The organism is Citrobacter freundii complex sp. CFNIH9, from assembly GCF_002903305.1.
Classification (GTDB): Bacteria; Pseudomonadota; Gammaproteobacteria; order Enterobacterales; family Enterobacteriaceae; genus Citrobacter; species Citrobacter portucalensis.
Genome location: NZ_CP026238.1, coordinates 3,779,343 through 3,800,769 on the forward strand (window position 1 = coordinate 3,779,343; position 21,427 = coordinate 3,800,769).

Genomic DNA, 21,427 nt, shown 5'->3' on the forward strand with positions numbered 1-21,427 from the left:
AATGTGGTGCTATGGTGACCAAACACTGTTTAGTAAATTAAACAAACATCATGAATACGACTCCTGAATTATCCTGTGACGTGCTGATCATTGGCAGCGGGGCTGCCGGACTCTCACTGGCGCTGCGCCTGGCTGAAAAACATCAGGTTATTGTCCTGAGCAAAGGGCCGGTCAGCGAAGGCTCGACATTTTATGCCCAGGGGGGTATTGCCGCGGTTTTCGATGAAACCGACAGTATCGACTCCCACGTTGAAGATACGCTGATTGCCGGGGCCGGGCTGTGCGATCGCCATGCGGTTGAATTTGTCGCCAGCAATGCCCGCACCTGCGTTCAATGGCTTATCGATCAGGGCGTCTTATTTGATACACAGGTTCAGCCTAACGGCGAAGAGAGCTATCACCTGACCCGTGAAGGCGGTCACAGCCATCGACGCATCCTGCACGCTGCGGATGCTACCGGCAAAGAAGTCGAAACCACCCTCGTCAGCCAGGCACAAAATCACCCCAATATCCGGGTTCTTGAGCGTAGCAACGCCGTCGACCTGATTGTCTCCGATAAAATTGGCCTGCCAGGAACGCGTCGGGTAGTCGGCGCATGGATCTGGAATCGTAATAAAGAAGCCGTCGAAACCTGCCATGCGAAGTCGGTAGTGTTGGCCACCGGCGGCGCATCAAAGGTGTATCAATACACCACCAATCCGGATATTTCCTCGGGTGACGGGATTGCAATGGCCTGGCGCGCAGGATGCCGCGTCGCCAACCTGGAGTTTAACCAGTTTCACCCGACTGCGCTGTATCATCCGCAGGCACGCAATTTTCTGCTGACCGAAGCGCTGCGCGGCGAAGGCGCGCACCTGAAGCGCCCGGACGGTTCACGCTTTATGCCCGATTTTGACGAACGTGGCGAACTGGCTCCCCGCGATATTGTCGCCCGCGCCATTGATCATGAAATGAAGCGCCTTGGTGCAGATTGCATGTTCCTCGATATCAGCCATAAGCCGGAAGAATTTGTTCGTCAGCATTTCCCGATGATTTATGAAAAGTTGCTGGGATTGGGCATTGATTTAACCAAAGAGCCGGTTCCCATCGTGCCTGCCGCGCACTATACCTGCGGCGGTGTGATGGTGGATGACTTTGGCCGTACCGATGTCGACGGGCTGTATGCGATCGGCGAAGTGAGTTACACCGGCCTGCATGGCGCCAACCGGATGGCATCGAACTCATTGCTGGAGTGTCTGGTTTATGGCTGGTCCGCGGCTGAAGATATCGACAGGCGCATGCCTTATGCTCGCGGCGTTAGCACGCTCCCGGGCTGGGATGAAAGCCGGGTAGAAAATCCGGATGAGTTGGTTGTTATCCAGCATAACTGGCATGAGCTGCGGCTGTTTATGTGGGATTACGTCGGTATTGTGCGTACGACCAAGCGCCTGGAGCGCGCTCTGCGCCGTATCACCATGCTGCAACAGGAAATCGACGAGTATTACGCCCATTTCCGCGTGTCGAACAATTTGCTGGAACTGCGCAATCTGGTGCAGGTTGCCGAGCTGATTGTCCGCTGCGCAATGATGCGCAAAGAGAGTCGGGGCCTGCACTACACGCTGGATTACCCAGAGCAACTTCCAGAAGCCGGCCCGTCCATTCTCTCGCCGCTAAGTCATCACATAAACAGGTAAAACGCCTGGGTCAGCGCCGTGTAACCTTCAGAGTAACGTTGGTCTGGCCCACGAATCACCAGCCTGTCGCTAAAGCACTCCCCGGCCTGCGGGGAGAATGCCAGCAATACCCGATGCGGTAGTCGGGCTTCCGTTTCTGCTACATCCGTACGTAATCGCAGATGCCAGCCCATACTTAATGCCTGCTGGGTAAACGCGTTCCCAATCTGTTCCGGCAGCACGACACAAAAAAAACCTTCTTCCGTAATGCTGTCCGCCGCCAGCGTAAGCAACATCTGGTGATCGAGCGTGGTGGTATAGCGCGCCTGCTCGCGCTGCGGTGTTGCACATTCCACGCCCTGTTCATAATAGGGAGGGTTGCTGATTATCAAATCAAAACGCACGGTCTGACGCGGTATCCACTGCTGTGCATCCTCTGTATGAACACTCACGCGATGCATCCACGGAGATTGCGCGATGTTCTCCTGCGCCTGCTGCGCGGCATCGACATCAAGCTCCACGGCGTCAATGATGACGTTTTCATCCGTGCGCTGGGCCAACATCAGCGCCAACAAGCCACTCCCGGTACCAATATCCAGGATCCGCTTTACGCCCGCAACGGGGGCCCAGGCCCCCAATAAAATGCCGTCTGTTCCGACTTTCATTGCACAGCGATCGTGTGCCACAAAAAACTGCTTAAAAGTAAATCCATTACGTCTCAGTACGGATGTAGACTGGGGCATGAAGAACAACCTTCCTGGAAAAAAAACGATAACATAGGATAAAAACAATACCTGAGAAGGTATATCCATACAAACAGATGAAGATTGCAGCCGTAACGTCTATAATCAGCGCCCCACTCAGAGGTAGAACATGACTGTAACGACTTTTTCCGAACTTGAACTCGATGAAAGCCTTCTGGATGCCCTCCAGGAAAAAGGTTTCACTCGCCCGACCGCCATTCAGGCTGCCGCCATTCCGCCTGCGCTCGATGGCCGTGATGTACTCGGTTCTGCGCCGACAGGCACCGGTAAAACGGCGGCATATTTGCTGCCAGCGTTGCAGCACCTGCTCGACTTCCCGCGCAAGAAATCTGGTCCGCCGCGCATTTTAATCCTGACGCCAACGCGCGAACTGGCGATGCAGGTTGCCGAACACGCTCGTGAACTGGCGAAGAATACGCATCTGGATATCGCTACGATTACCGGCGGCGTGGCTTACATGAACCACATGGAAGTCTTTAGCGAAAACCAGGACATCGTGGTCGCCACCACGGGTCGTCTGCTGCAATACATTAAAGAAGAAAACTTCGACTGCCATGCGGTTGAAACGCTAATTCTCGATGAAGCAGACCGTATGCTGGACATGGGCTTTGCCCAGGACATCGAGCATATCGCCGGTGAAACACGCTGGCGTAAGCAAACCATGCTGTTTTCCGCCACGCTGGAAGGCGATGCGATTAAAGATTTTGCCGAGCGTCTGTTGGAAGACCCGGTCGAAGTCTCAGCGGATCCGTCCACCCGCGAACGCAAGAAGATCCATCAGTTTTACTACCGTGCCGATGACATCGAGCACAAAACTGCCATGCTGATCCACCTGTTAAAACAGCCGGAAGCGACTCGCTCGATTGTCTTCGTACGCAAACGTGAGCGTGTGCACGAACTGGCAGGCTGGCTGCGCCAGGCGGGCATTAATAACTGCTATCTCGAAGGCGAGATGGTGCAGAACAAACGTAACGAAGCGATCAAACGCCTGACCGATGGTCGTGTGAACGTGCTGGTAGCAACCGACGTTGCCGCTCGCGGGATCGATATTCCTGACGTCAGCCACGTGTTTAACTTCGACATGCCGCGCAGTGGCGATGCCTATTTGCACCGTATTGGCCGTACCGGTCGTGCTGGCCGTAAAGGCACTGCGATCTCTTTGGTTGAAGCGCACGACCACCTGCTGCTCGGCAAAGCGAGCCGCTATATTGACGAACCGCTGAAAGCTCGCGTCATTGACGAACTGCGTCCAACCACGCGCGCGCCAAGTGAGAAATCTAACGGTAAGCCATCCAAGAAAGTGCTGGCGAAGCGCGCTGAGAAAAAGGCGAAAGAGAAAGAGAAGCCGCGGGTGAAAAAACGTCACCGCGACGCCAAAAATATCGGCAAACGTCGTAAGCCGAGCGGCGCTGCTACCCAGCAGTCCGACAAAGAGTAAACCGAATGCCGGGCCATTTAGCCCGGCATTTTTTCACGTGATGCAAAACTCTCTTCAATGCACTCAAGAAACACCCGCATCGCCGGGCTAACGACTTTTCCGGCATGATAACCACACTATGCCGTAATTAACTCAGGTTGTTCACTGAACGGTAATTCAATCAACTCCCCTGAACGTAACTCTTTCTCGACGGCAAAATGCGGCAAAAAGCTGATCCCAAGATTTGCCGATACGCACTGCTTAATGCTTTCAATGCTCCATAACTCAATGGTATTTTCCAGCGTAATCTGTCGTTTACGCAGTAGCCCCTCGAAGCGTTGTCTGAAAATACATTGCGGCTCATTAATGATAAAACTGCAGGGAATGTGCTGGTTATGCTGAGTAAAATCAACGTGCTGAAGCAGTGGCGAAGCAACTAATGCCAGTGACTGATCGCCAAGCGGCATCAACTCCAGGGCATCGTCATTACCCACCCGATAAAAGACCCCCAGATCAACATCATCACTGAGCAATGCATCGCGAATGACATAACAGTTGAGCGACTGTAAAGACAGCCGCACATGGGGCGCACGTTGTTTAAATCGCTGTAAAACCTGCGGCATTTTATACGCCAGCAGCGTTTCGCCTGTTGCGACACGTAGATCGCCGCTCGGCTGCGCATCCTGATGTGCCGACTGTCGAATCGATGCCATCACGCGCGTCAGGTCATGGATATGCGGCATCAGCCGTTTTCCCTCACTGGTGAGACACATCCGGCGACCAATTTTTTCAAACAACTGCACCGAAAGCTCTTGCTCAAGCTGTTGAATATGAAAGGTAACCGTTGATTGCGTACAGCACAGTTTTTGTGATGCCCGCAGAAATGAACCCTCTTCCACCACCGTTTTTAGCGTAATAAACCGACGTAAATCCATCCGCACCAACCCATCGAAAATATCGAACTCAGAATGCAAAAACATTCATTTTTTTTAATATTTTGCCTCGGGTACTGTCTACCAAAACAGAGGAGATAACAAGTGACCCCCACGCTTTTAAGTGCATTCTGGACCTATACATTGATTACCGCGCTAACCCCCGGACCAAACAACATCCTTGCGCTCAGCGCCGCGACGTCACACGGTTTTCGTCAGAGTACACGCGTACTGGCCGGAATGAGTCTGGGCTTTTTAATCGTCATGATGATGTGCGCCGGGATTTCATTTTCACTGGCGGTCATGGATCCAGCCATCATCCATTGGCTTAGTTGGGCTGGGGCCGCTTATATCCTGTGGCTGGCGCTGAAGATCGCCACCAGCCCGACCTCGAACGATAGATTGCAGTCAGAGCCGATTAGCTTCTGGGCAAGTTTTGGCTTGCAGTTTGTTAACGTGAAAATCATTTTGTACGGCATTACCGCGTTATCCACGTTCGTATTACCGTACACTCAGGACGCCCACTGGCTGATTGGGGTGAGTATTCTGTTAGCGCTGATCGGCACCTTCGGGAATGCCTGCTGGGCGCTGGCGGGCCATCTTTTTCAGCGCGTTTTTCGCCGTTACGGTCGACAGTTGAATATCATTCTGGCGCTGCTGTTGGTGTATTGCGCGGTGAGGATCTTTTACTAACAGATGCAAAAAAGCGGAAGACGCACTGGCATCTTCCGCTTTTTGATTCTCTACTAAACGGGGTTATTCCCCGTGAGCCTTACAGGCTCTCAGTAAAGGTACGAGCAATAACGTCGCGCTGCTGTTCTGGGGTCAGAGAGTTGAAACGCACTGCATAACCAGAAACACGGATGGTCAGCTGCGGATATTTTTCCGGATGCTTAACTGCATCTTCCAGCGTTTCGCGACGCAGAACGTTCACGTTCAGGTGCTGACCACCTTCCACGCGGACTTCCGGCTGTACGTCTACCGGTACTTCACGGTATTCGATTTCGCCCAGTTTGCTGACTGCAACGACTTCATCAGCATTGAAACCTGCTTTCGCAACGATGCAGCGTGCTTCGCCTTTTTCGCTGTCCAGCAGCCAGAAAGAGTTCAGCAGGTCGTCGTTTGCAGCTTTAGTAATCTGGATACCTGTAATCATTTGATGCCTCCCCGGCAAAATTATTTGATCTCGGTTGGCCGTCATCCGGCCAATTGGTAAAACCATTGTTGCTTGAGTGTATATATACCCCTCACACACCCTTGAATCTTTGATTTAAATCAACAAAAACCACACATGGAAAGTGGTGATAGGTGGATTTTATTGTTTTACATCAACTTACGCCATGTGTGCAGCTAAACTTTTTACATAAATTTTCAACTATCTTTAAGGGGTAGACCATTGAGTAACGTACAGAATTTTGCGACGTCGAAAGAAGCAGTTAAGCTAGGGGGATTGAAAATTCGCAGGAGAGCGAGATGGCCACCGAATTAACCTGGCACGATGTGCTGGCTGAAGAGAAACAGCAGCCTTATTTTGTTAACACGCTGCATACCGTTGCCGGCGAACGTCAATCGGGTATGACAATTTATCCACCGCAAAAAGATGTGTTTAACGCTTTTCGCTTTACCGAGCTTGGTGATGTGAAAGTCGTCATCCTGGGTCAGGATCCTTACCACGGTCCAGGCCAGGCACACGGTCTCGCGTTCTCTGTTCGCCCCGGTATTGCCACTCCACCCTCGTTGCTGAATATGTACAAAGAGCTGGAGGCAACAATTCCAGGCTTCACGCGCCCAACGCACGGATATCTGGAAAGCTGGGCACGCCAGGGGGTACTGTTACTTAACACAGTACTCACCGTCCGCGCCGGCCAGGCACATTCTCACGCCAGCCTTGGGTGGGAAACATTTACCGATAAAGTCATCAGTCTGATTAACCAACATCGGGAAGACGTGGTTTTCCTGCTCTGGGGTTCTCACGCACAGAAGAAAGGCGCGATTATTGATACGCAGCGTCACCATGTGTTGAAAGCGCCCCACCCATCACCGCTCTCTGCGCATCGCGGTTTCTTTGGCTGCAATCACTTTGTACTGGCGAATGAATGGCTGGAACAACGAGGTGAAAAGCCAATTGACTGGATGCCGGTATTACCCGCAGAAAGCGAGTAAAAAAATGCCAGCGATTCGCTGGCATTTTTATTATCAGGCTTTGTTCTGACGCCACCACTCCGCGAGCAGCACGCCTGTTGCCACAGAAACGTTGAGCGTTTCTACCTTGCCAGTGCCGTCAATTGCAACGCACAGATCGTCGGCTGAGCATGCTGCTTCTGGCAGAGCTTCACGCTCACGCCCTAATACCAGCACCATTTTTTCCGGCAGCGTGGTAGTAAACAGCGGTTTGCCTTTCGCGCTTGAGGTCATCACAACCGTGTAACCCGCATGGCGGAAGTCGTCCAGCACATCAACAATGCTGTCGCCGGTAATCGGCTGAACGTGCTCTGCACCACCTTCAGCGGTACGGATGGCCGCACCTGATTCCAGCAGCGCCGCATCCTGAACCACTACGCCTTTCACACCGAAGTGCGCGCAGCTACGCATCATGCCGCCCAGGTTATGCGGGTTAGCGATATCTTCCAGTGCCAGCACGCAATCTTGCGCCCCTGCCTGACCGACCCACTGCTTAACGGTAGTACCGTTACGTTTTTTGATCAGGAAACAGACGCCACCGTGGTGTTCTGTGCCAGAGGCTTTCGCCAGCTCGGCTTCGTCAACCACGTGATAGGCTTTTCGGTTTGCCGCCATCCAGCGTAATGCTTCTTTAAAGCGCGGGGTTACGCTCTGAACAAACCAGGCGCGGACGATGGCGTCCGGACGACTCTGGAACAGAGCCTGACAGGCATTCTCACCGTAAACGCGGGTTTCTTCCGCACGCTGACGGCGTAATACTTCAGGATCGATAAAGCTCTTACCGCTAATACCGCCGTGATCGGCTTTATCCGCAGCGTCATCATTCGGTGCGCGGGACACGGTACGCCACGGTGAATCTTCACGTCTGCGGTCACGTTCTACATCGCGGTCACGACCACGTTCACGACCGCGTTCGCTGTTCGGACCCTTTCGGTCATCACGGGCAGGGCGACGACCGCCTTCGGCTCGGGAAGTACCGGGGCGACCGCCGCCTTTTCCGGTACGTGGATTTTGGGTGCGTTTATCCGAGTCATCGTCACTGCGGACGTACATCACTTTGACCTTGCCGTTTTTGTTCTTCAGTTCGTCGCTCATGTTTTTCTCCACCTGCTCTGCGCGAAGCGCGCAGATTACCCGATGTGCACGTCGTTAGCCATTATTTCATTTAAAAGCTAAGGACTATTGTACTCATTGAATAAAACGCATTGTTGTTTAGAACAGACTCCCCGATAATATGTAACATAATAGAAACATACTGGCGTTCCTGCCGTGAAGTCCACTCCACTCATCCAGAGGTTAGTTATGAATACCGTTTGTACCAGCTGCCAGGCTATCAACCGCATCCCCGACGATCGTGTCCAGGAAGCGGCTAAATGCGGACGCTGTGGTCACGACCTGTTTGATGGGGAGGTGATCAATGCGACCGGTGAGACACTGGATAAACTGTTAAAAGACGATCTCCCGGTGGTCGTTGACTTTTGGGCCCCCTGGTGTGGTCCATGTCGTAACTTCGCCCCGATTTTTGAAGATGTCGCGGAAGAGCGTAGCGGTAAAGTGCGTTTTGTTAAAGTGAATACGGAAACCGAGCGTGAACTCAGCGCCCGTTTCGGTATCCGCAGTATTCCGACCATTATGATTTTCAAAAAAGGGGAAATTGTCGACATGCTTAACGGCGCTGTACCAAAAGCCCCATTTGATAGCTGGCTTAACGAATCATTATAATCTCTACGGGGCGCATCTTGTGCCCCGTTTTCACCTCTGCGACAATAGCGTTTTTCAACGTGTTTCCCCATGACCGATAACGCTGTTCTTCAGTTACGCGCAGAGCGCCTCGCGCGCGCCACGCGTCCTTTCCTTGCCCGAGGTAATCGCGTTCGCCGCTGTCAGCGCTGCCTGCTGCCGCAGAAACTCTGCTTGTGCGCAACGCTGGCACCCTCTGAGGCAAAAAGTCGCTTTTGTCTGGTGATGTTTGATACCGAGCCGATGAAGCCCAGCAACACGGGGCGTTTGATTGCTGATATTCTGCCCGATACCACGGCTTTTCAGTGGTCACGCACCGAGCCGCCGCAGGCGCTGCTGGAACTGGTGAAAAATCCGGATTACCAGCCGATGGTTGTATTCCCGGCCTCCTATGCGGGTGAAGAGCGTGAAGTGATTTTCACGCCACCAGCCGGTAAGCCACCATTGTTTATCATGCTCGACGGTACCTGGCCTGAGGCGCGTAAAATGTTCCGCAAAAGCCCGTACCTCGATAACCTACCGGTGATCTCCGTTGATTTATCACGCCTTTCTGCTTACCACCTGCGTGGCGTTCACGCTGAAGGGCAATATTGCACTGCTGAAGTGGCCATCGCCTTGTTGGATCTGGCGGGAGATACGCAAGCCGCAGAAGGGTTAAGCGATCATTTCACTCGCTTTAAAACCCGCTACCTGGCAGGAAAAACTCAACATCAGGGAAGCGTCACAGCAGATTCATCAGAAAACGTTTAAAATCATTCGGTCACTGGTGTCATTAAGGAAGCCGATATGAGTCAGCGTGGTCTGGAAGCACTACTGCGACCGAAATCCATTGCGGTGATTGGGGCGTCAATGAAGCCTAATCGCGCGGGTTACCTGATGATGCGTAACCTGCTTGCCGGCGGTTTCAATGGGCCTGTTTTACCGGTGACGCCCGCATGGAAAGCGGTGCTGGGCGTACTGGCATGGCCCAATATCAACAGCCTGCCCTTTAGCCCGGATCTCGCCGTGTTGTGCACCAATGCCAGCCGTAACCTTGCGTTACTCGAAGCGCTTGGCGAGAAAGGCTGTAAAACCTGCATTATTCTCTCAGCTCCCGCGGCGCAGCACGCAGAGCTGCTGGCCTGCGCATCACGCTACAACATACGTTTGCTGGGCCCCAACAGCCTGGGACTTCTCGCGCCCTGGCAAGGGCTTAACGCCAGCTTTTCCCCCGTCCCGATTAAGCGCGGCAAGCTGGCTTTTATCTCTCAATCCGCTGCCGTATCCAACACCATACTCGACTGGGCACAGCAGAGAGAAATGGGCTTTTCTTACTTTATCGCGCTGGGTGATAGCCTGGATATCGACGTTGATGAGCTGCTGGATTACCTGGCGCGCGACAGCAAAACCAGCGCGATATTGCTGTATCTCGAGCATTTAAGTGATGCCCGACGCTTTGTTTCCGCCGCCCGCAGCGCCTCGCGCAATAAACCTATTTTGGTGATTAAGAGCGGTCGTAGTCCAGCGGCGCAGCGTTTACTGCATACCAGCGCCGGGATGGACCCTGCGTGGGATGCCGCTATTCAGCGTGCCGGTTTATTACGCGTGCAAGACACTCACGAGCTGTTTTCGGCGGTCGAAACCCTGAGCCACATGCGTCCACTACGTGGCGACAGGCTGATGATCATCAGCAATGGGGCCGCGCCTGCCGCACTAGCATTAGATGAACTGTGGTCAAAAAATGGCAAGTTGGCGACGTTGAGTGAAGACACCTGCCAGAAATTACGCGATGCATTGCCTGAACATGTTGATATCGCCAACCCGCTGGATCTGCGTGATGACGCCAGCAGCGAACACTACGTTAAGACGCTGGATATTTTGCTCGCCAGCCAGGATTTCGACGCGTTGATGGTGATTCATTCACCCAGTGCAGCCGCTCCCGGAACCGAAAGCGCACTGGCATTGATTGAAGCGGTAAAGCATCACCCCCGAGGAAAATTCGTCTCGTTGCTGACCAACTGGTGCGGAGAGTTTTCCTCTCAGGAAGCCCGCAGACTGTTTAGCGAAGCCGGACTGCCCACCTACCGCACGCCGGAAGGTACCATCACCGCATTTATGCATATGGTGGAGTATCGGCGAAACCAGAAGCAGCTACGAGAAACGCCTGCGCTGCCTGACAGCCTGACCTCCAACACCGCCGAAGCGCATAATCTGTTACAGCGTGCGATTGTTGAAGGAGCGACATCTCTTGATACCCATGAAGTGCAGCCGATTTTACAGGCTTATGGCTTACACACGCTGCCAACGTGGATCGCCAGCGACAGCGCGGAAGCCGTACACATCGCGGAGCAAATCGGCTACCCGGTGGCGCTCAAGCTGCGTTCTCCTGATATTCCGCATAAATCAGAAGTTCAGGGGGTGATGCTCTACCTGCGTACAGCCACTGAAGTGCAACAGGCCGCCAATGCAATTTTCGATCGGGTAAAAATGGCCTGGCCGCAGGCACGCATTCACGGCTTATTAGTGCAAAGTATGGCGAATCGCGCCGGCGCTCAGGAACTTCGCGTCGTCGTTGAACACGACCCGGTATTTGGCCCGTTGATTATGCTGGGTGAAGGTGGTGTTGAATGGCGACCGGAAGAGCAAGCCGTGGTGGCATTGCCGCCATTGAACATGAATCTGGCGCGTTATCTGGTGATCCAGGGGATCAAAAATAAAAAGATCCGCGCGCGCAGCGCACTGCGCCCATTGGATATCGCCGGGTTGAGCCAACTTCTGGTGCAGGTCTCCAACCTGATCGTCGATTGCCCGGAAATTCAGCGTCTGGATATTCATCCGCTGCTGGCCTCGGCCGGAGAATTTACCGCGCTGGACGTTACGCTGGATATTGCCCCTTTCACGGGAGATAACGAAAGCAGACTGGCTGTACGTCCCTACCCTCATCAACTTGAAGAGTGGGTGGAGTTGAAGAACGGCGAGCGCTGTCTGTTCCGCCCCATTTTGCCGGAGGATGAACCTCATCTTCAGCAGTTCATTTCTCAGGTGACAAAAGAAGATCTTTATTATCGCTATTTCAGTGAGATCAACGAATTTACCCACGAAGATTTAGCCAATATGACGCAGATCGACTACGATCGGGAAATGGCCTTTGTTGCGGTGCGTTGTAAAGATAATCACGAAGAGATCCTCGGCGTAACGCGAGCAATCTCGGATCCTGATAACGTAGACGCTGAGTTTGCCGTACTGGTTCGTTCCGATCTCAAAGGGCTTGGACTGGGTCGCCGATTGATGGAAAAATTAATTGCCTATACTCGAGATCACGGACTTATACGTTTGAATGGTATTACGATGCCGAACAATCGTGGGATGGTCGCCCTGGCCCGAAAACTCGGGTTTGTTGTTGACGTCCAGCTCGAAGAGGGAATTGTTGGGCTAACGCTTGATCTGGCCCAATGTGAGGAATCGTGAGTAAGGTACTGGAAATGTTGACCACATTAATGGGTACTGGTGGTATCATTGCCCGCTTATGTCGTCTGCATAGCACAGAGGACCCTTCAATGAACAGAGAAGAAATGCACTGTGATGTTGTCAAAATTTAAGCGTAATAAACATCAACAACACCTTGCCCAACTACCCAAGATTTCTCAGTCAGTTGATGATGTAGATTTCTTTTATGCTCCCGCTAATTTCAGGGAGACTCTGCTGGAAAAAATAGCCAGCGCGACGCGACGGATCTGCATTATTGCGCTGTACCTGGAACAGGATGACGGTGGTAAAGGCATACTTGACGCTCTCTATGCGGCAAAACGGCAGCGTCCTGAACTGGATGTCCGGGTGCTTGTCGACTGGCACCGAGCCCAGCGCGGTCGTATTGGGGCTGCGGCATCCAATACCAATGCTGACTGGTATTGCCGAATGGCGCAAGAAAACCCTGGTATCGATATTCCTGTCTATGGCGTTCCGATTAACACCCGTGAAGCGCTTGGCGTCCTGCATTTCAAAGGCTTTATCATTGATGACAGCGTCCTGTACAGCGGGGCCAGTCTGAACGATGTTTACCTGCATCAGCATGATAAATATCGCTATGACCGTTATCAGTTGATTCGCAACGCGCAAATGGCCGATATCATGTTCGATTGGGTGACGCAAAACCTGATGAACGGTCGCGGCGTTAACCGTCTTGATGATATCAACCGCCCTAAAAGCCCAGAAATTAAAAACGACATCCGCCTGTACCGTCAGGAACTGCGCGATGCGTCATTCCATTTTCAGGGTGATGCTGATAACGAACAGCTTTCGGTTACGCCTCTGGTAGGCCTTGGGAAATCCAGTCTGTTAAATAAGACCATTTTCCATCTTATGCCCTGCGCGGAGCACAAGCTTACAATCTGTACCCCTTATTTCAACCTTCCCGCCATACTGGTGCGCAATATCATTCAACTGCTGCGTGAAGGGAAAAAGGTTGAAATCATTGTCGGTGATAAAACCGCCAACGACTTTTTCATCCCGGAAGATGAGCCATTCAAGATCATCGGTGCGCTGCCTTATCTGTATGAAATAAATCTGCGCCGTTTCTTGAGCAGATTGCAGTATTACGTGAATACCGACCAGCTGGTCGTACGCTTATGGAAAGATGATGACAATACCTATCATCTGAAAGGTATGTGGGTTGATGATAAATGGATGCTGCTCACCGGCAACAACCTTAACCCTCGTGCCTGGCGTCTGGATCTGGAAAACGCCATCCTTATCCACGATCCTAAGCAAGAGCTCACCCCTCAGCGCGATAAAGAGCTGGAGCTTATCCGTACGCATACTACCGTCGTTAAGCACTATCGCGACCTGCAAAGCATTGCTGACTATCCAGTCAAAGTGCGTAAGCTCATCCGTCGACTACGCCGTATTCGTATCGACAGATTAATTAGCCGTATTCTGTAATCAAGACCCCGTCCAGTGACGGGGTTTTTCATATGGAGGTAACGGTGCGCCTGTTCATTCTTACCAGTGTCCTTGCCATTTCGGGCTGCAGCCATATGGCTAACGACCAGTGGAGCGGGCAAGACAAAGCTCAACACTTCATCGCCTCCGCCATGCTTGCCGCAGCCGGCAATGAATATGCCCAACATCAGGGCAACAGCCGCGATCGCAGTGCGGCTATCGGCCTGATGTTCTCAGTCAGCCTAGGTGCGTCAAAAGAGCTATGGGACAGCCGTCCCGCAGGGAGCGGCTGGAGCTGGAAGGACTTCGCCTGGGATGTTGCAGGCGCATCTACCGGCTATGCGGTCTGGCAACTGGCACATTACTAGAGGCGCAGACCTTTCCCTTTCCCATGCAGCATTAGCGATACTAAAAACGCAACTACTGCCAGCGCAGTGACGTACCAGAAGAATGTCGTTTCCATACCGACAGACTTCAGGGACAACGCGACATATTCGGCTGAACCGCCAAACAGCGCATTGGCCACCGCATAAGATAAGCCGACCCCAAGAGCGCGTACCTGTGCCGGGAACATTTCGGCCTTCAGAATACCGCTAATTGACGTATAGAAACTGACGATTAACAGAGCACACATCACCAGAGCAAACGCCATATACGGGGATGTTACGCTTTGCAATGCTGTCAGAATGGGAACGGTGAAAATCGCGGCCAACGCGCCAAAACACAGCATTGAAGTACGCCGGCCAATTTTATCTGACAAGGCGCCGAACAGCGGTTGTACCAGCATGAACACACACAGTGCCGCCGTCATAATCCCACTGGCTACGTTGGCATGCATACCTGCTGTATTAACCAGGTACTTCTGCATATAGGTTGTGAACGTATAAAAACACAATGATCCCGCGGCGGTAAAACTAAGCACCATGACAAAAGCTTTGCGATTACGCCACAGACCTTTCAGGGAACCCGCTTCTTTCAGCGCGCGAACATCCTGTTTCGAGGTTTCATCCAGTTGGCGACGCAGCCATAGCGCAACAATAGCCAGCACGGCGCCCAACGCAAATGGAATACGCCAACCCCACTCTCTGAGCGCTGAGTCTTCTAACGTGTGCTGTAATATGACCACAACCAGTAATGCCAGTAACTGTCCGCCGATTAACGTTACGTACTGGAATGAAGCATAAAAACCTTTCTTACCTTCAACGGCGACTTCACTCATATAGGTCGCGCTGGTTCCGTATTCACCACCGACAGATAACCCCTGGAATAGCCTTGCCAGCAGTAATAGCGCAGGCGCCCAGGTACCGATAGTTTCATATCCCGGTAGACAAGCGATCACCAACGATCCCATGCACATCATACAAACGGACAGCAACATGGACTTTTTACGCCCATGCTTATCCGCGATACGGCCAAACAGCCAGCCTCCAATTGGTCGCATCAAGAAGCCAGCGGCAAAAACGCCAGCGGTTTGTAAGAGTTGTGTGGTGGTATTTCCTGATGGAAAAAAGATATGAGCAAAATAAAGAGAGCAGAATGAATAGATATAGAAATCAAACCATTCGACCAGATTCCCTGATGATGCTCCGACAATCGCCCATATACGACGACGGGTATCGCCGTCTGCCAGCGCCCCGTTCTCAGTTACACTACTATCAGCCATTAGAATTGTACCCCTGCCAACGATCGCGTGAATTTATCAATGATGGTTGTGTGTTTTTTAGTGAATAAAATGTTATATAATTGTTATATCTTATTGTGCGGTAAAGATCACGATTTTAATTAGCAGAGAAAGGATTCAGATATGTTCGAGGGAGAGATCCGTGTAGTAGATCGAGACAGTGGTCGATTAAGGCTGTTACGCCGTATCCGGCAATGTACCGCCGCGTTGCCTGATGCGCTGCGCTTATCAGGCCTACAAAATACGTTCAGCCCAGCCCCTGTAGGCCGGATAAGGCGGTACGCCACATCCGGCAATGTACCGCCGCGTTGCCTGATGCGCTGCGCTTATCAGGCCTACAAAATACGTTCAGCCCAGCCCCTGTAGGCCGGATAAGGCGGCACGCCGCATCCGGCAATGTACCGCCGTGTTGCCTGATGCGCTGCGCTTATCAGGCCTACAAAATACATTCAGCCCTGCCTCTGTAGGCCGGATAAGGCGGCACGCCGCATCCGGCGGTTTTCATTCCACACAGACGCAAAAAAGCCCATCCGTCAGGATGGGCTTCTTCACTTTATTTGATGCCTGGCAGTTTATGGCGGGCGTCCTGCCCGCCACCCTCCGGGCCGTTGCTGCGCAACGTTCAAATCCGCTCCCGGCGGATTTGTCCTCCTCAGGAGAGCGCTCACCGACAGACAACAGATAAAACAAAAGGCCCAGTCTTTCGACTGAGCCTTTCGCTTTTATTTGATGCCTGGCAGTTCCCTACTCTCGCATGGGGAGACCCCACACTACCATCGGCGCTACGGCGTTTCACTTCTGAGTTCGGCATGGGGTCAGGTGGGACCACCGCGCTACAGCCGCCAGGCAAATTCTGTTTATCAACACACCTCCCGGGCATGTCGATGTCATCTGTAATCAAGCTGAATGTCGATGTCTCTTCGCCAAAACATCTTCGGCGTTGTAAGGTTAAGCCTCACGGTTCATTAGTATCGGTTAGCTCAATGTATCGCTACACTTACACACCCGACCTATCAACGTCGTCGTCTTCAACGTTCCTTCAGGACTCTCAAGGAGTCAGGGAGAACTCATCTTGGGGCAAGTTTCGTGCTTAGATGCTTTCAGCACTTATCTCTTCCGCATTTAGCTACCGGGCAATGCCATTGGCATGACAACCCGAACACCAGTGATGCGTCCACTCCGGTCCTCTCGTACTAGGAGCAGCCCCCCTCAATTCTCCAGCGCCCACGGCAGATAGGGACCGAACTGTCTCACGACGTTCTAAACCCAGCTCGCGTACCACTTTAAATGGCGAACAGCCATACCCTTGGGACCTACTTCAGCCCCAGGATGTGATGAGCCGACATCGAGGTGCCAAACACCGCCGTCGATATGAACTCTTGGGCGGTATCAGCCTGTTATCCCCGGAGTACCTTTTATCCGTTGAGCGATGGCCCTTCCATTCAGAACCACCGGATCACTAAGACCTGCTTTCGCACCTGCTCGAGCCGTCACTCTCGCAGTCAAGCTAGCTTATGCCTTTGCACTAACCTCCTGATGTCCGACCAGGATTAGCTAACCTTCGTGCTCCTCCGTTACTCTTTAGGAGGAGACCGCCCCAGTCAAACTACCCACCAGACACTGTCCGCAACCCGGATTACGGGTCTACGTTAGAACACCAGCCATTAAAGGGTGGTATTTCAAGGATGGCTCCATGCAGACTGGCGTCCACACTTCAAAGCCTCCCACCTATCCTACACATCAAGGACCAGTGTTCAGTGTCAAGCTATAGTAAAGGTTCACGGGGTCTTTCCGTCTTGCCGCGGGTACACTGCATCTTCACAGCGAGTTCAATTTCACTGAGTCTCGGGTGGAGACAGCCTGGCCATCATTACGCCATTCGTGCAGGTCGGAACTTACCCGACAAGGAATTTCGCTACCTTAGGACCGTTATAGTTACGGCCGCCGTTTACCGGGGCTTCGATCAAGAGCTTCTCCTTACGGATAACCCCATCAATTAACCTTCCGGCACCGGGCAGGCGTCACACCGTATACGTCCACTTTCGTGTTTGCACAGTGCTGTGTTTTTAATAAACAGTTGCAGCCAGCTGGTATCTTCGACTGATTTCAGCTCCATGGGTAAACCACTTCACCTACATATCAGCGTGCCTTCTCCCGAAGTTACGGCACCATTTTGCCTAGTTCCTTCACCCGAGTTCTCTCAAGCGCCTTGGTATTCTCTACCTGACCACCTGTGTCGGTTTGGGGTACGATTTCGTGTTACCTGATGCTTAGAGGCTTTTCCTGGAAGCAGGGCATTTGTTACTTCAGCACCGTAGTGCCTCGTCATCACACCTCAGCGTTAATAAGGTACCGGATTTACCTGGAACCTCCGCCTACATGCTTAAACCGGGACAACCGTCGCCCGGCTAACATAGCCTTCTCCGTCCCCCCTTCGCAGTAACACCAAGTACAGGAATATTAACCTGTTTCCCATCGACTACGCCTTTCGGCCTCGCCTTAGGGGTCGACTCACCCTGCCCCGATTAACGTTGGACAGGAACCCTTGGTCTTCCGGCGTGCGGGTTTTTCACCCGCATTATCGTTACTTATGTCAGCATTCGCACTTCTGATACCTCCAGCATACCTCACAGTACACCTTCAACGGCTTACAGAACGCTCCCCTACCCAACAACACATAGTGTCGCTGCCGCAGCTTCGGTGCATGGTTTAGCCCCGTTACATCTTCCGCGCAGGCCGACTCGACCAGTGAGCTATTACGCTTTCTTTAAATGATGGCTGCTTCTAAGCCAACATCCTGGCTGTCTGTGCCTTCCCACATCGTTTCCCACTTAACCATGACTTTGGGACCTTAGCTGGCGGTCTGGGTTGTTTCCCTCTTCACGACGGACGTTAGCACCCGCCGTGTGTCTCCCGTGATAACATTCTTCGGTATTCGCAGTTTGCATCGGGTTGGTAAGTCGGGATGACCCCCTAGCCGAAACAGTGCTCTACCCCCGAAGATGAATTCACGAGGCGCTACCTAAATAGCTTTCGGGGAGAACCAGCTATCTCCCGGTTTGATTGGCCTTTCACCCCCAGCCACAAGTCATCCGCTAATTTTTCAACATTAGTCGGTTCGGTCCTCCAGTTAGTGTTACCCAACCTTCAACCTGCCCATGGCTAGATCACCGGGTTTCGGGTCTATACCCTGCAACTTAACGCCCAGTTAAGACTCGGTTTCCCTTCGGCTCCCCTATTCGGTTAACCTTGCTACAGAATATAAGTCGCTGACCCATTATACAAAAGGTACGCAGTCACACCCCGAAGGATGCTCCCACTGCTTGTACGTACACGGTTTCAGGTTCTTTTTCACTCCCCTCGCCGGGGTTCTTTTCGCCTTTCCCTCACGGTACTGGTTCACTATCGGTCAGTCAGGAGTATTTAGCCTTGGAGGATGGTCCCCCCATATTCAGACAGGATACCACGTGTCCCGCCCTACTCTTCGAGTTCACAACATATGCACTTTTGTGTACGGGACTTTCACCCTGTATCGTGCGACTTTCCAGACGCTTCCACTAACACACATGCTGATTCAGACTCTGGGCTGCTCCCCGTTCGCTCGCCGCTACTGGGGGAATCTCGGTTGATTTCTTTTCCTCGGGGTACTTAGATGTTTCAGTTCCCCCGGTTCGCTTCATTACGCTATGTATTCACGTAATGATAGTGTGACGAATCACACTGGGTTTCCCCATTCGGAAATCGCCGGTTATAACGGTTCATATCACCTTACCGACGCTTATCGCAGATTAGCACGTCCTTCATCGCCTCTGACTGCCAGGGCATCCACCGTGTACGCTTAGTCGCTTAACCTCACAACCCGAAGATGTTTCTTTCGATTCATCATCGACTTGCAAAAATTTGAGAGACTCGAACACACCATTTTTCATTTCTTATTACGGAGAAATGAAACAGTGTGTCGTTTCAATTTTCAGCTTGATCCAGATTTTTAAAGAGCAAATATCTCAAACGTGACTCGAAAGTCAGTTTTGAGATACTTCGGTCGGCGACTTTCACTCACACATACCAGCAAGTGGCGTCCCCTAGGGGATTCGAACCCCTGTTACCGCCGTGAAAGGGCGGTGTCCTGGGCCTCTAGACGAAGGGGACACTGAAGTCTCAATCGCAAGACGCCTTGCTATTTACTTTTCATCAGACAATCTGTGTGAGCACTACAAAGGCAGGTTCTTTAAGGTAAGGAGGTGATCCAACCGCAGGTTCCCCTACGGTTACCTTGTTACGACTTCACCCCAGTCATGAATCACAAAGTGGTAAGCGCCCTCCCGAAGGTTAAGCTACCTACTTCTTTTGCAACCCACTCCCATGGTGTGACGGGCGGTGTGTACAAGGCCCGGGAACGTATTCACCGTGGCATTCTGATCCACGATTACTAGCGATTCCGACTTCATGGAGTCGAGTTGCAGACTCCAATCCGGACTACGACATACTTTATGAGGTCCGCTTGCTCTCGCGAGGTCGCTTCTCTTTGTATATGCCATTGTAGCACGTGTGTAGCCCTACTCGTAAGGGCCATGATGACTTGACGTCATCCCCACCTTCCTCCAGTTTATCACTGGCAGTCTCCTTTGAGTTCCCGGCCTAACCGCTGGCAACAAAGGATAAGGGTTGCGCTCGTTGCGGGACTTAACCCAACATTTCACAACACGAGCTGACGACAGCCATGCAGCACCTGTCTCAGAGTTCCCGAAGGCACCAAAGCATCTCTGCTAAGTTCTCTGGATGTCAAGAGTAGGTAAGGTTCTTCGCGTTGCATCGAATTAAACCACATGCTCCACCGCTTGTGCGGGCCCCCGTCAATTCATTTGAGTTTTAACCTTGCGGCCGTACTCCCCAGGCGGTCGACTTAACGCGTTAGCTCCGGAAGCCACGCCTCAAGGGCACAACCTCCAAGTCGACATCGTTTACGGCGTGGACTACCAGGGTATCTAATCCTGTTTGCTCCCCACGCTTTCGCACCTGAGCGTCAGTCTTTGTCCAGGGGGCCGCCTTCGCCACCGGTATTCCTCCAGATCTCTACGCATTTCACCGCTACACCTGGAATTCTACCCCCCTCTACAAGACTCTAGCCTGCCAGTTTCGGATGCAGTTCCCAGGTTGAGCCCGGGGATTTCACATCCGACTTGACAGACCGCCTGCGTGCGCTTTACGCCCAGTAATTCCGATTAACGCTTGCACCCTCCGTATTACCGCGGCTGCTGGCACGGAGTTAGCCGGTGCTTCTTCTGCGAGTAACGTCAATTGCTGCGGTTATTAACCACAACACCTTCCTCCTCGCTGAAAGTACTTTACAACCCGAAGGCCTTCTTCATACACGCGGCATGGCTGCATCAGGCTTGCGCCCATTGTGCAATATTCCCCACTGCTGCCTCCCGTAGGAGTCTGGACCGTGTCTCAGTTCCAGTGTGGCTGGTCATCCTCTCAGACCAGCTAGGGATCGTCGCCTAGGTGAGCCGTTACCCCACCTACTAGCTAATCCCATCTGGGCACATCCGATGGCAAGAGGCCCGAAGGTCCCCCTCTTTGGTCTTGCGACGTTATGCGGTATTAGCTACCGTTTCCAGTAGTTATCCCCCTCCATCGGGCAGTTTCCCAGACATTACTCACCCGTCCGCCACTCGTCACCCAAGGAGCAAGCTCCTCTGTGCTACCGTTCGACTTGCATGTGTTAGGCCTGCCGCCAGCGTTCAATCTGAGCCATGATCAAACTCTTCAATTTAAAAGTTTGATGCTCAATGAATTAAACTTCGTAATGAATTACGTGTTCACTCGTTGAGACTTGGTATTCATTTTTCGTCTTGCGACATTAAGAATCCGTATCTTCGAGTGCCCACACAGATTGTCTGATAAATTGTTAAAGAGCAGTGCCGCTTCGCTTTTTCTCAGCGGTGCGGGGTGTGCATATTACGCCATCCCGCTACGAAGTCAAGCATTTAATTTCGCTTTCTTCGCCGGAGTTCTCAATGGAACTCCGCTGACCCGGCGGCTTGTAATCCGTTGTTCCGTGTCAGTGGAGGCGCATTATAGGGAGTTATTTCAGGCTGACAAGTTAAAAATATAAAAAACTTATCAAGTGATTACTTTTC

Annotated in this window: 13 protein-coding genes, 1 tRNA gene, 3 rRNA genes and 1 pseudogene; 9 read left to right on the plus strand and 9 right to left on the minus strand. The window is 52.3% G+C overall.

Annotation, left to right across the window (positions count from 1 at the left end):
• The first annotated feature begins 50 nt into the window (after nt 1-50).
• Nucleotides 51-1,673 carry an L-aspartate oxidase gene (gene nadB, locus C2U43_RS19295; protein ID WP_003037572.1) on the plus strand — a complete coding sequence of 541 codons (1,623 nt, stop codon included), beginning with the start codon at nt 51-53 and terminating at the stop codon, nt 1,671-1,673.
• Here the strand turns inward: nadB and trmN are convergent.
• Nucleotides 1,658-2,395, minus strand: coding sequence for a tRNA(1)(Val) (adenine(37)-N(6))-methyltransferase TrmN (trmN, locus tag C2U43_RS19300; RefSeq protein WP_020996709.1), 738 nt, complete (start codon nt 2,393-2,395; stop codon nt 1,658-1,660). The genes nadB and trmN overlap by 16 nt on opposite strands.
• 130 nt (nt 2,396-2,525) lie before the next feature.
• On the opposite strand from trmN, the gene srmB reads away from it, so the two are divergent.
• Complete coding sequence (srmB, locus tag C2U43_RS19305; protein ID WP_003835340.1) at nt 2,526-3,854, plus strand: ATP-dependent RNA helicase SrmB; 1,329 nt, start codon at nt 2,526-2,528, stop codon at nt 3,852-3,854.
• 17 nt (nt 3,855-3,871) lie between these two features.
• Here the strand turns inward: srmB and C2U43_RS19310 are convergent.
• A pseudogene (locus tag C2U43_RS19310) lies at nt 3,872-4,768 on the minus strand (LysR family transcriptional regulator).
• Between the two features lie 102 nt (nt 4,769-4,870).
• On the opposite strand from C2U43_RS19310, the gene eamB reads away from it, so the two are divergent.
• A complete protein-coding gene (gene eamB / locus C2U43_RS19315; protein WP_079935361.1) occupies nt 4,871-5,458 on the plus strand; it encodes a cysteine/O-acetylserine transporter in 588 nt (195 codons plus the stop codon).
• Nucleotides 5,459-5,537: 79 nt separating this feature from the next.
• Here the strand turns inward: eamB and grcA are convergent, their stop codons facing one another.
• Nucleotides 5,538-5,921: an autonomous glycyl radical cofactor GrcA gene (grcA, locus tag C2U43_RS19320; RefSeq protein ID WP_003037563.1), complete on the minus strand. Its 384-nt coding sequence runs from the start codon at nt 5,919-5,921 to the stop codon at nt 5,538-5,540.
• Nucleotides 5,922-6,238: 317 nt separating this feature from the next.
• Here grcA and ung point away from each other — a divergent pair, with 317 nt between their 5' ends.
• Nucleotides 6,239-6,928: a uracil-DNA glycosylase gene (ung, locus tag C2U43_RS19325; RefSeq protein ID WP_060683405.1), complete on the plus strand. Its 690-nt coding sequence runs from the start codon at nt 6,239-6,241 to the stop codon at nt 6,926-6,928.
• A 33-nt stretch (nt 6,929-6,961) separates the two neighbouring features.
• Here ung and C2U43_RS19330 read toward each other — a convergent pair whose 3' ends face one another.
• Entirely contained in the window at nt 6,962-8,041 is a 1,080-nt protein-coding gene (locus C2U43_RS19330) for a tRNA/rRNA methyltransferase (protein WP_103285651.1), read from the minus strand.
• 207 nt (nt 8,042-8,248) lie between these two features.
• Here C2U43_RS19330 and trxC point away from each other — a divergent pair, with 207 nt between their 5' ends.
• From trxC to C2U43_RS19360, 5 genes are all read left to right on the plus strand, one after another.
• Nucleotides 8,249-8,668: a thioredoxin TrxC gene (trxC, locus tag C2U43_RS19340; RefSeq protein ID WP_103285652.1), complete on the plus strand. Its 420-nt coding sequence runs from the start codon at nt 8,249-8,251 to the stop codon at nt 8,666-8,668.
• Nucleotides 8,669-8,737: 69 nt separating this feature from the next.
• Nucleotides 8,738-9,436, plus strand: coding sequence for a tRNA-uridine aminocarboxypropyltransferase (gene tapT, locus C2U43_RS19345; RefSeq protein WP_003835347.1), 699 nt, complete (start codon nt 8,738-8,740; stop codon nt 9,434-9,436).
• Between the two features lie 36 nt (nt 9,437-9,472).
• Nucleotides 9,473-12,133 carry a bifunctional acetate--CoA ligase family protein/GNAT family N-acetyltransferase gene (locus C2U43_RS19350; RefSeq protein ID WP_103285653.1) on the plus strand — a complete coding sequence of 887 codons (2,661 nt, stop codon included), beginning with the start codon at nt 9,473-9,475 and terminating at the stop codon, nt 12,131-12,133.
• A 114-nt stretch (nt 12,134-12,247) separates the two neighbouring features.
• Nucleotides 12,248-13,603 carry a CDP-diacylglycerol--serine O-phosphatidyltransferase gene (pssA, locus tag C2U43_RS19355; protein ID WP_003835350.1) on the plus strand — a complete coding sequence of 452 codons (1,356 nt, stop codon included), beginning with the start codon at nt 12,248-12,250 and terminating at the stop codon, nt 13,601-13,603.
• A gap of 32 nt (nt 13,604-13,635) precedes the next feature.
• Nucleotides 13,636-13,971, plus strand: coding sequence for a YfiM family lipoprotein (locus C2U43_RS19360; RefSeq protein ID WP_008785509.1), 336 nt, complete (start codon nt 13,636-13,638; stop codon nt 13,969-13,971).
• Here C2U43_RS19360 and C2U43_RS19365 read toward each other — a convergent pair.
• The 5 genes from C2U43_RS19365 to C2U43_RS19385 all read right to left on the minus strand — a co-directional run bounded on the left by C2U43_RS19365 (nt 13,968) and on the right by C2U43_RS19385 (nt 21,060).
• Nucleotides 13,968-15,266: an MFS transporter gene (locus C2U43_RS19365; protein WP_103285654.1), complete on the minus strand. Its 1,299-nt coding sequence runs from the start codon at nt 15,264-15,266 to the stop codon at nt 13,968-13,970. The genes C2U43_RS19360 and C2U43_RS19365 overlap by 4 nt on opposite strands.
• 749 nt (nt 15,267-16,015) lie before the next feature.
• Nucleotides 16,016-16,131: ribosomal RNA gene (gene rrf, locus C2U43_RS19370) — 5S ribosomal RNA — on the minus strand.
• Nucleotides 16,132-16,228: 97 nt separating this feature from the next.
• Nucleotides 16,229-19,136, minus strand: a 23S ribosomal RNA gene (locus C2U43_RS19375).
• A 221-nt stretch (nt 19,137-19,357) separates the two neighbouring features.
• Nucleotides 19,358-19,433, minus strand: a tRNA-Glu gene (locus tag C2U43_RS19380).
• A gap of 85 nt (nt 19,434-19,518) precedes the next feature.
• Nucleotides 19,519-21,060, minus strand: a 16S ribosomal RNA gene (locus tag C2U43_RS19385).
• Together the 16S, 23S and 5S rRNA genes with 1 tRNA gene alongside form the textbook arrangement of a ribosomal RNA operon.
• Nucleotides 21,061-21,427: the final 367 nt, after the last annotated feature.

Coding starts and splice junctions, on each gene's coding strand:
- trmN (WP_020996709.1), bottom strand. CDS start 2,395: ATGCCCCAGTCTACATCCGTACTGAGACGTAATGGATTTACTTTTAAG.
- C2U43_RS19350 (WP_103285653.1), top strand. CDS start 9,473: ATGAGTCAGCGTGGTCTGGAAGCACTACTGCGACCGAAATCCATTGCG.
- ung (WP_060683405.1), top strand. CDS start 6,239: ATGGCCACCGAATTAACCTGGCACGATGTGCTGGCTGAAGAGAAACAG.
- C2U43_RS19365 (WP_103285654.1), bottom strand. CDS start 15,266: ATGGCTGATAGTAGTGTAACTGAGAACGGGGCGCTGGCAGACGGCGAT.
- C2U43_RS19330 (WP_103285651.1), bottom strand. CDS start 8,041: ATGAGCGACGAACTGAAGAACAAAAACGGCAAGGTCAAAGTGATGTAC.
- pssA (WP_003835350.1), top strand. CDS start 12,248: ATGTTGTCAAAATTTAAGCGTAATAAACATCAACAACACCTTGCCCAA.
- trxC (WP_103285652.1), top strand. CDS start 8,249: ATGAATACCGTTTGTACCAGCTGCCAGGCTATCAACCGCATCCCCGAC.
- tapT (WP_003835347.1), top strand. CDS start 8,738: ATGACCGATAACGCTGTTCTTCAGTTACGCGCAGAGCGCCTCGCGCGC.
- grcA (WP_003037563.1), bottom strand. CDS start 5,921: ATGATTACAGGTATCCAGATTACTAAAGCTGCAAACGACGACCTGCTG.
- srmB (WP_003835340.1), top strand. CDS start 2,526: ATGACTGTAACGACTTTTTCCGAACTTGAACTCGATGAAAGCCTTCTG.
- nadB (WP_003037572.1), top strand. CDS start 51: ATGAATACGACTCCTGAATTATCCTGTGACGTGCTGATCATTGGCAGC.
- C2U43_RS19360 (WP_008785509.1), top strand. CDS start 13,636: ATGGAGGTAACGGTGCGCCTGTTCATTCTTACCAGTGTCCTTGCCATT.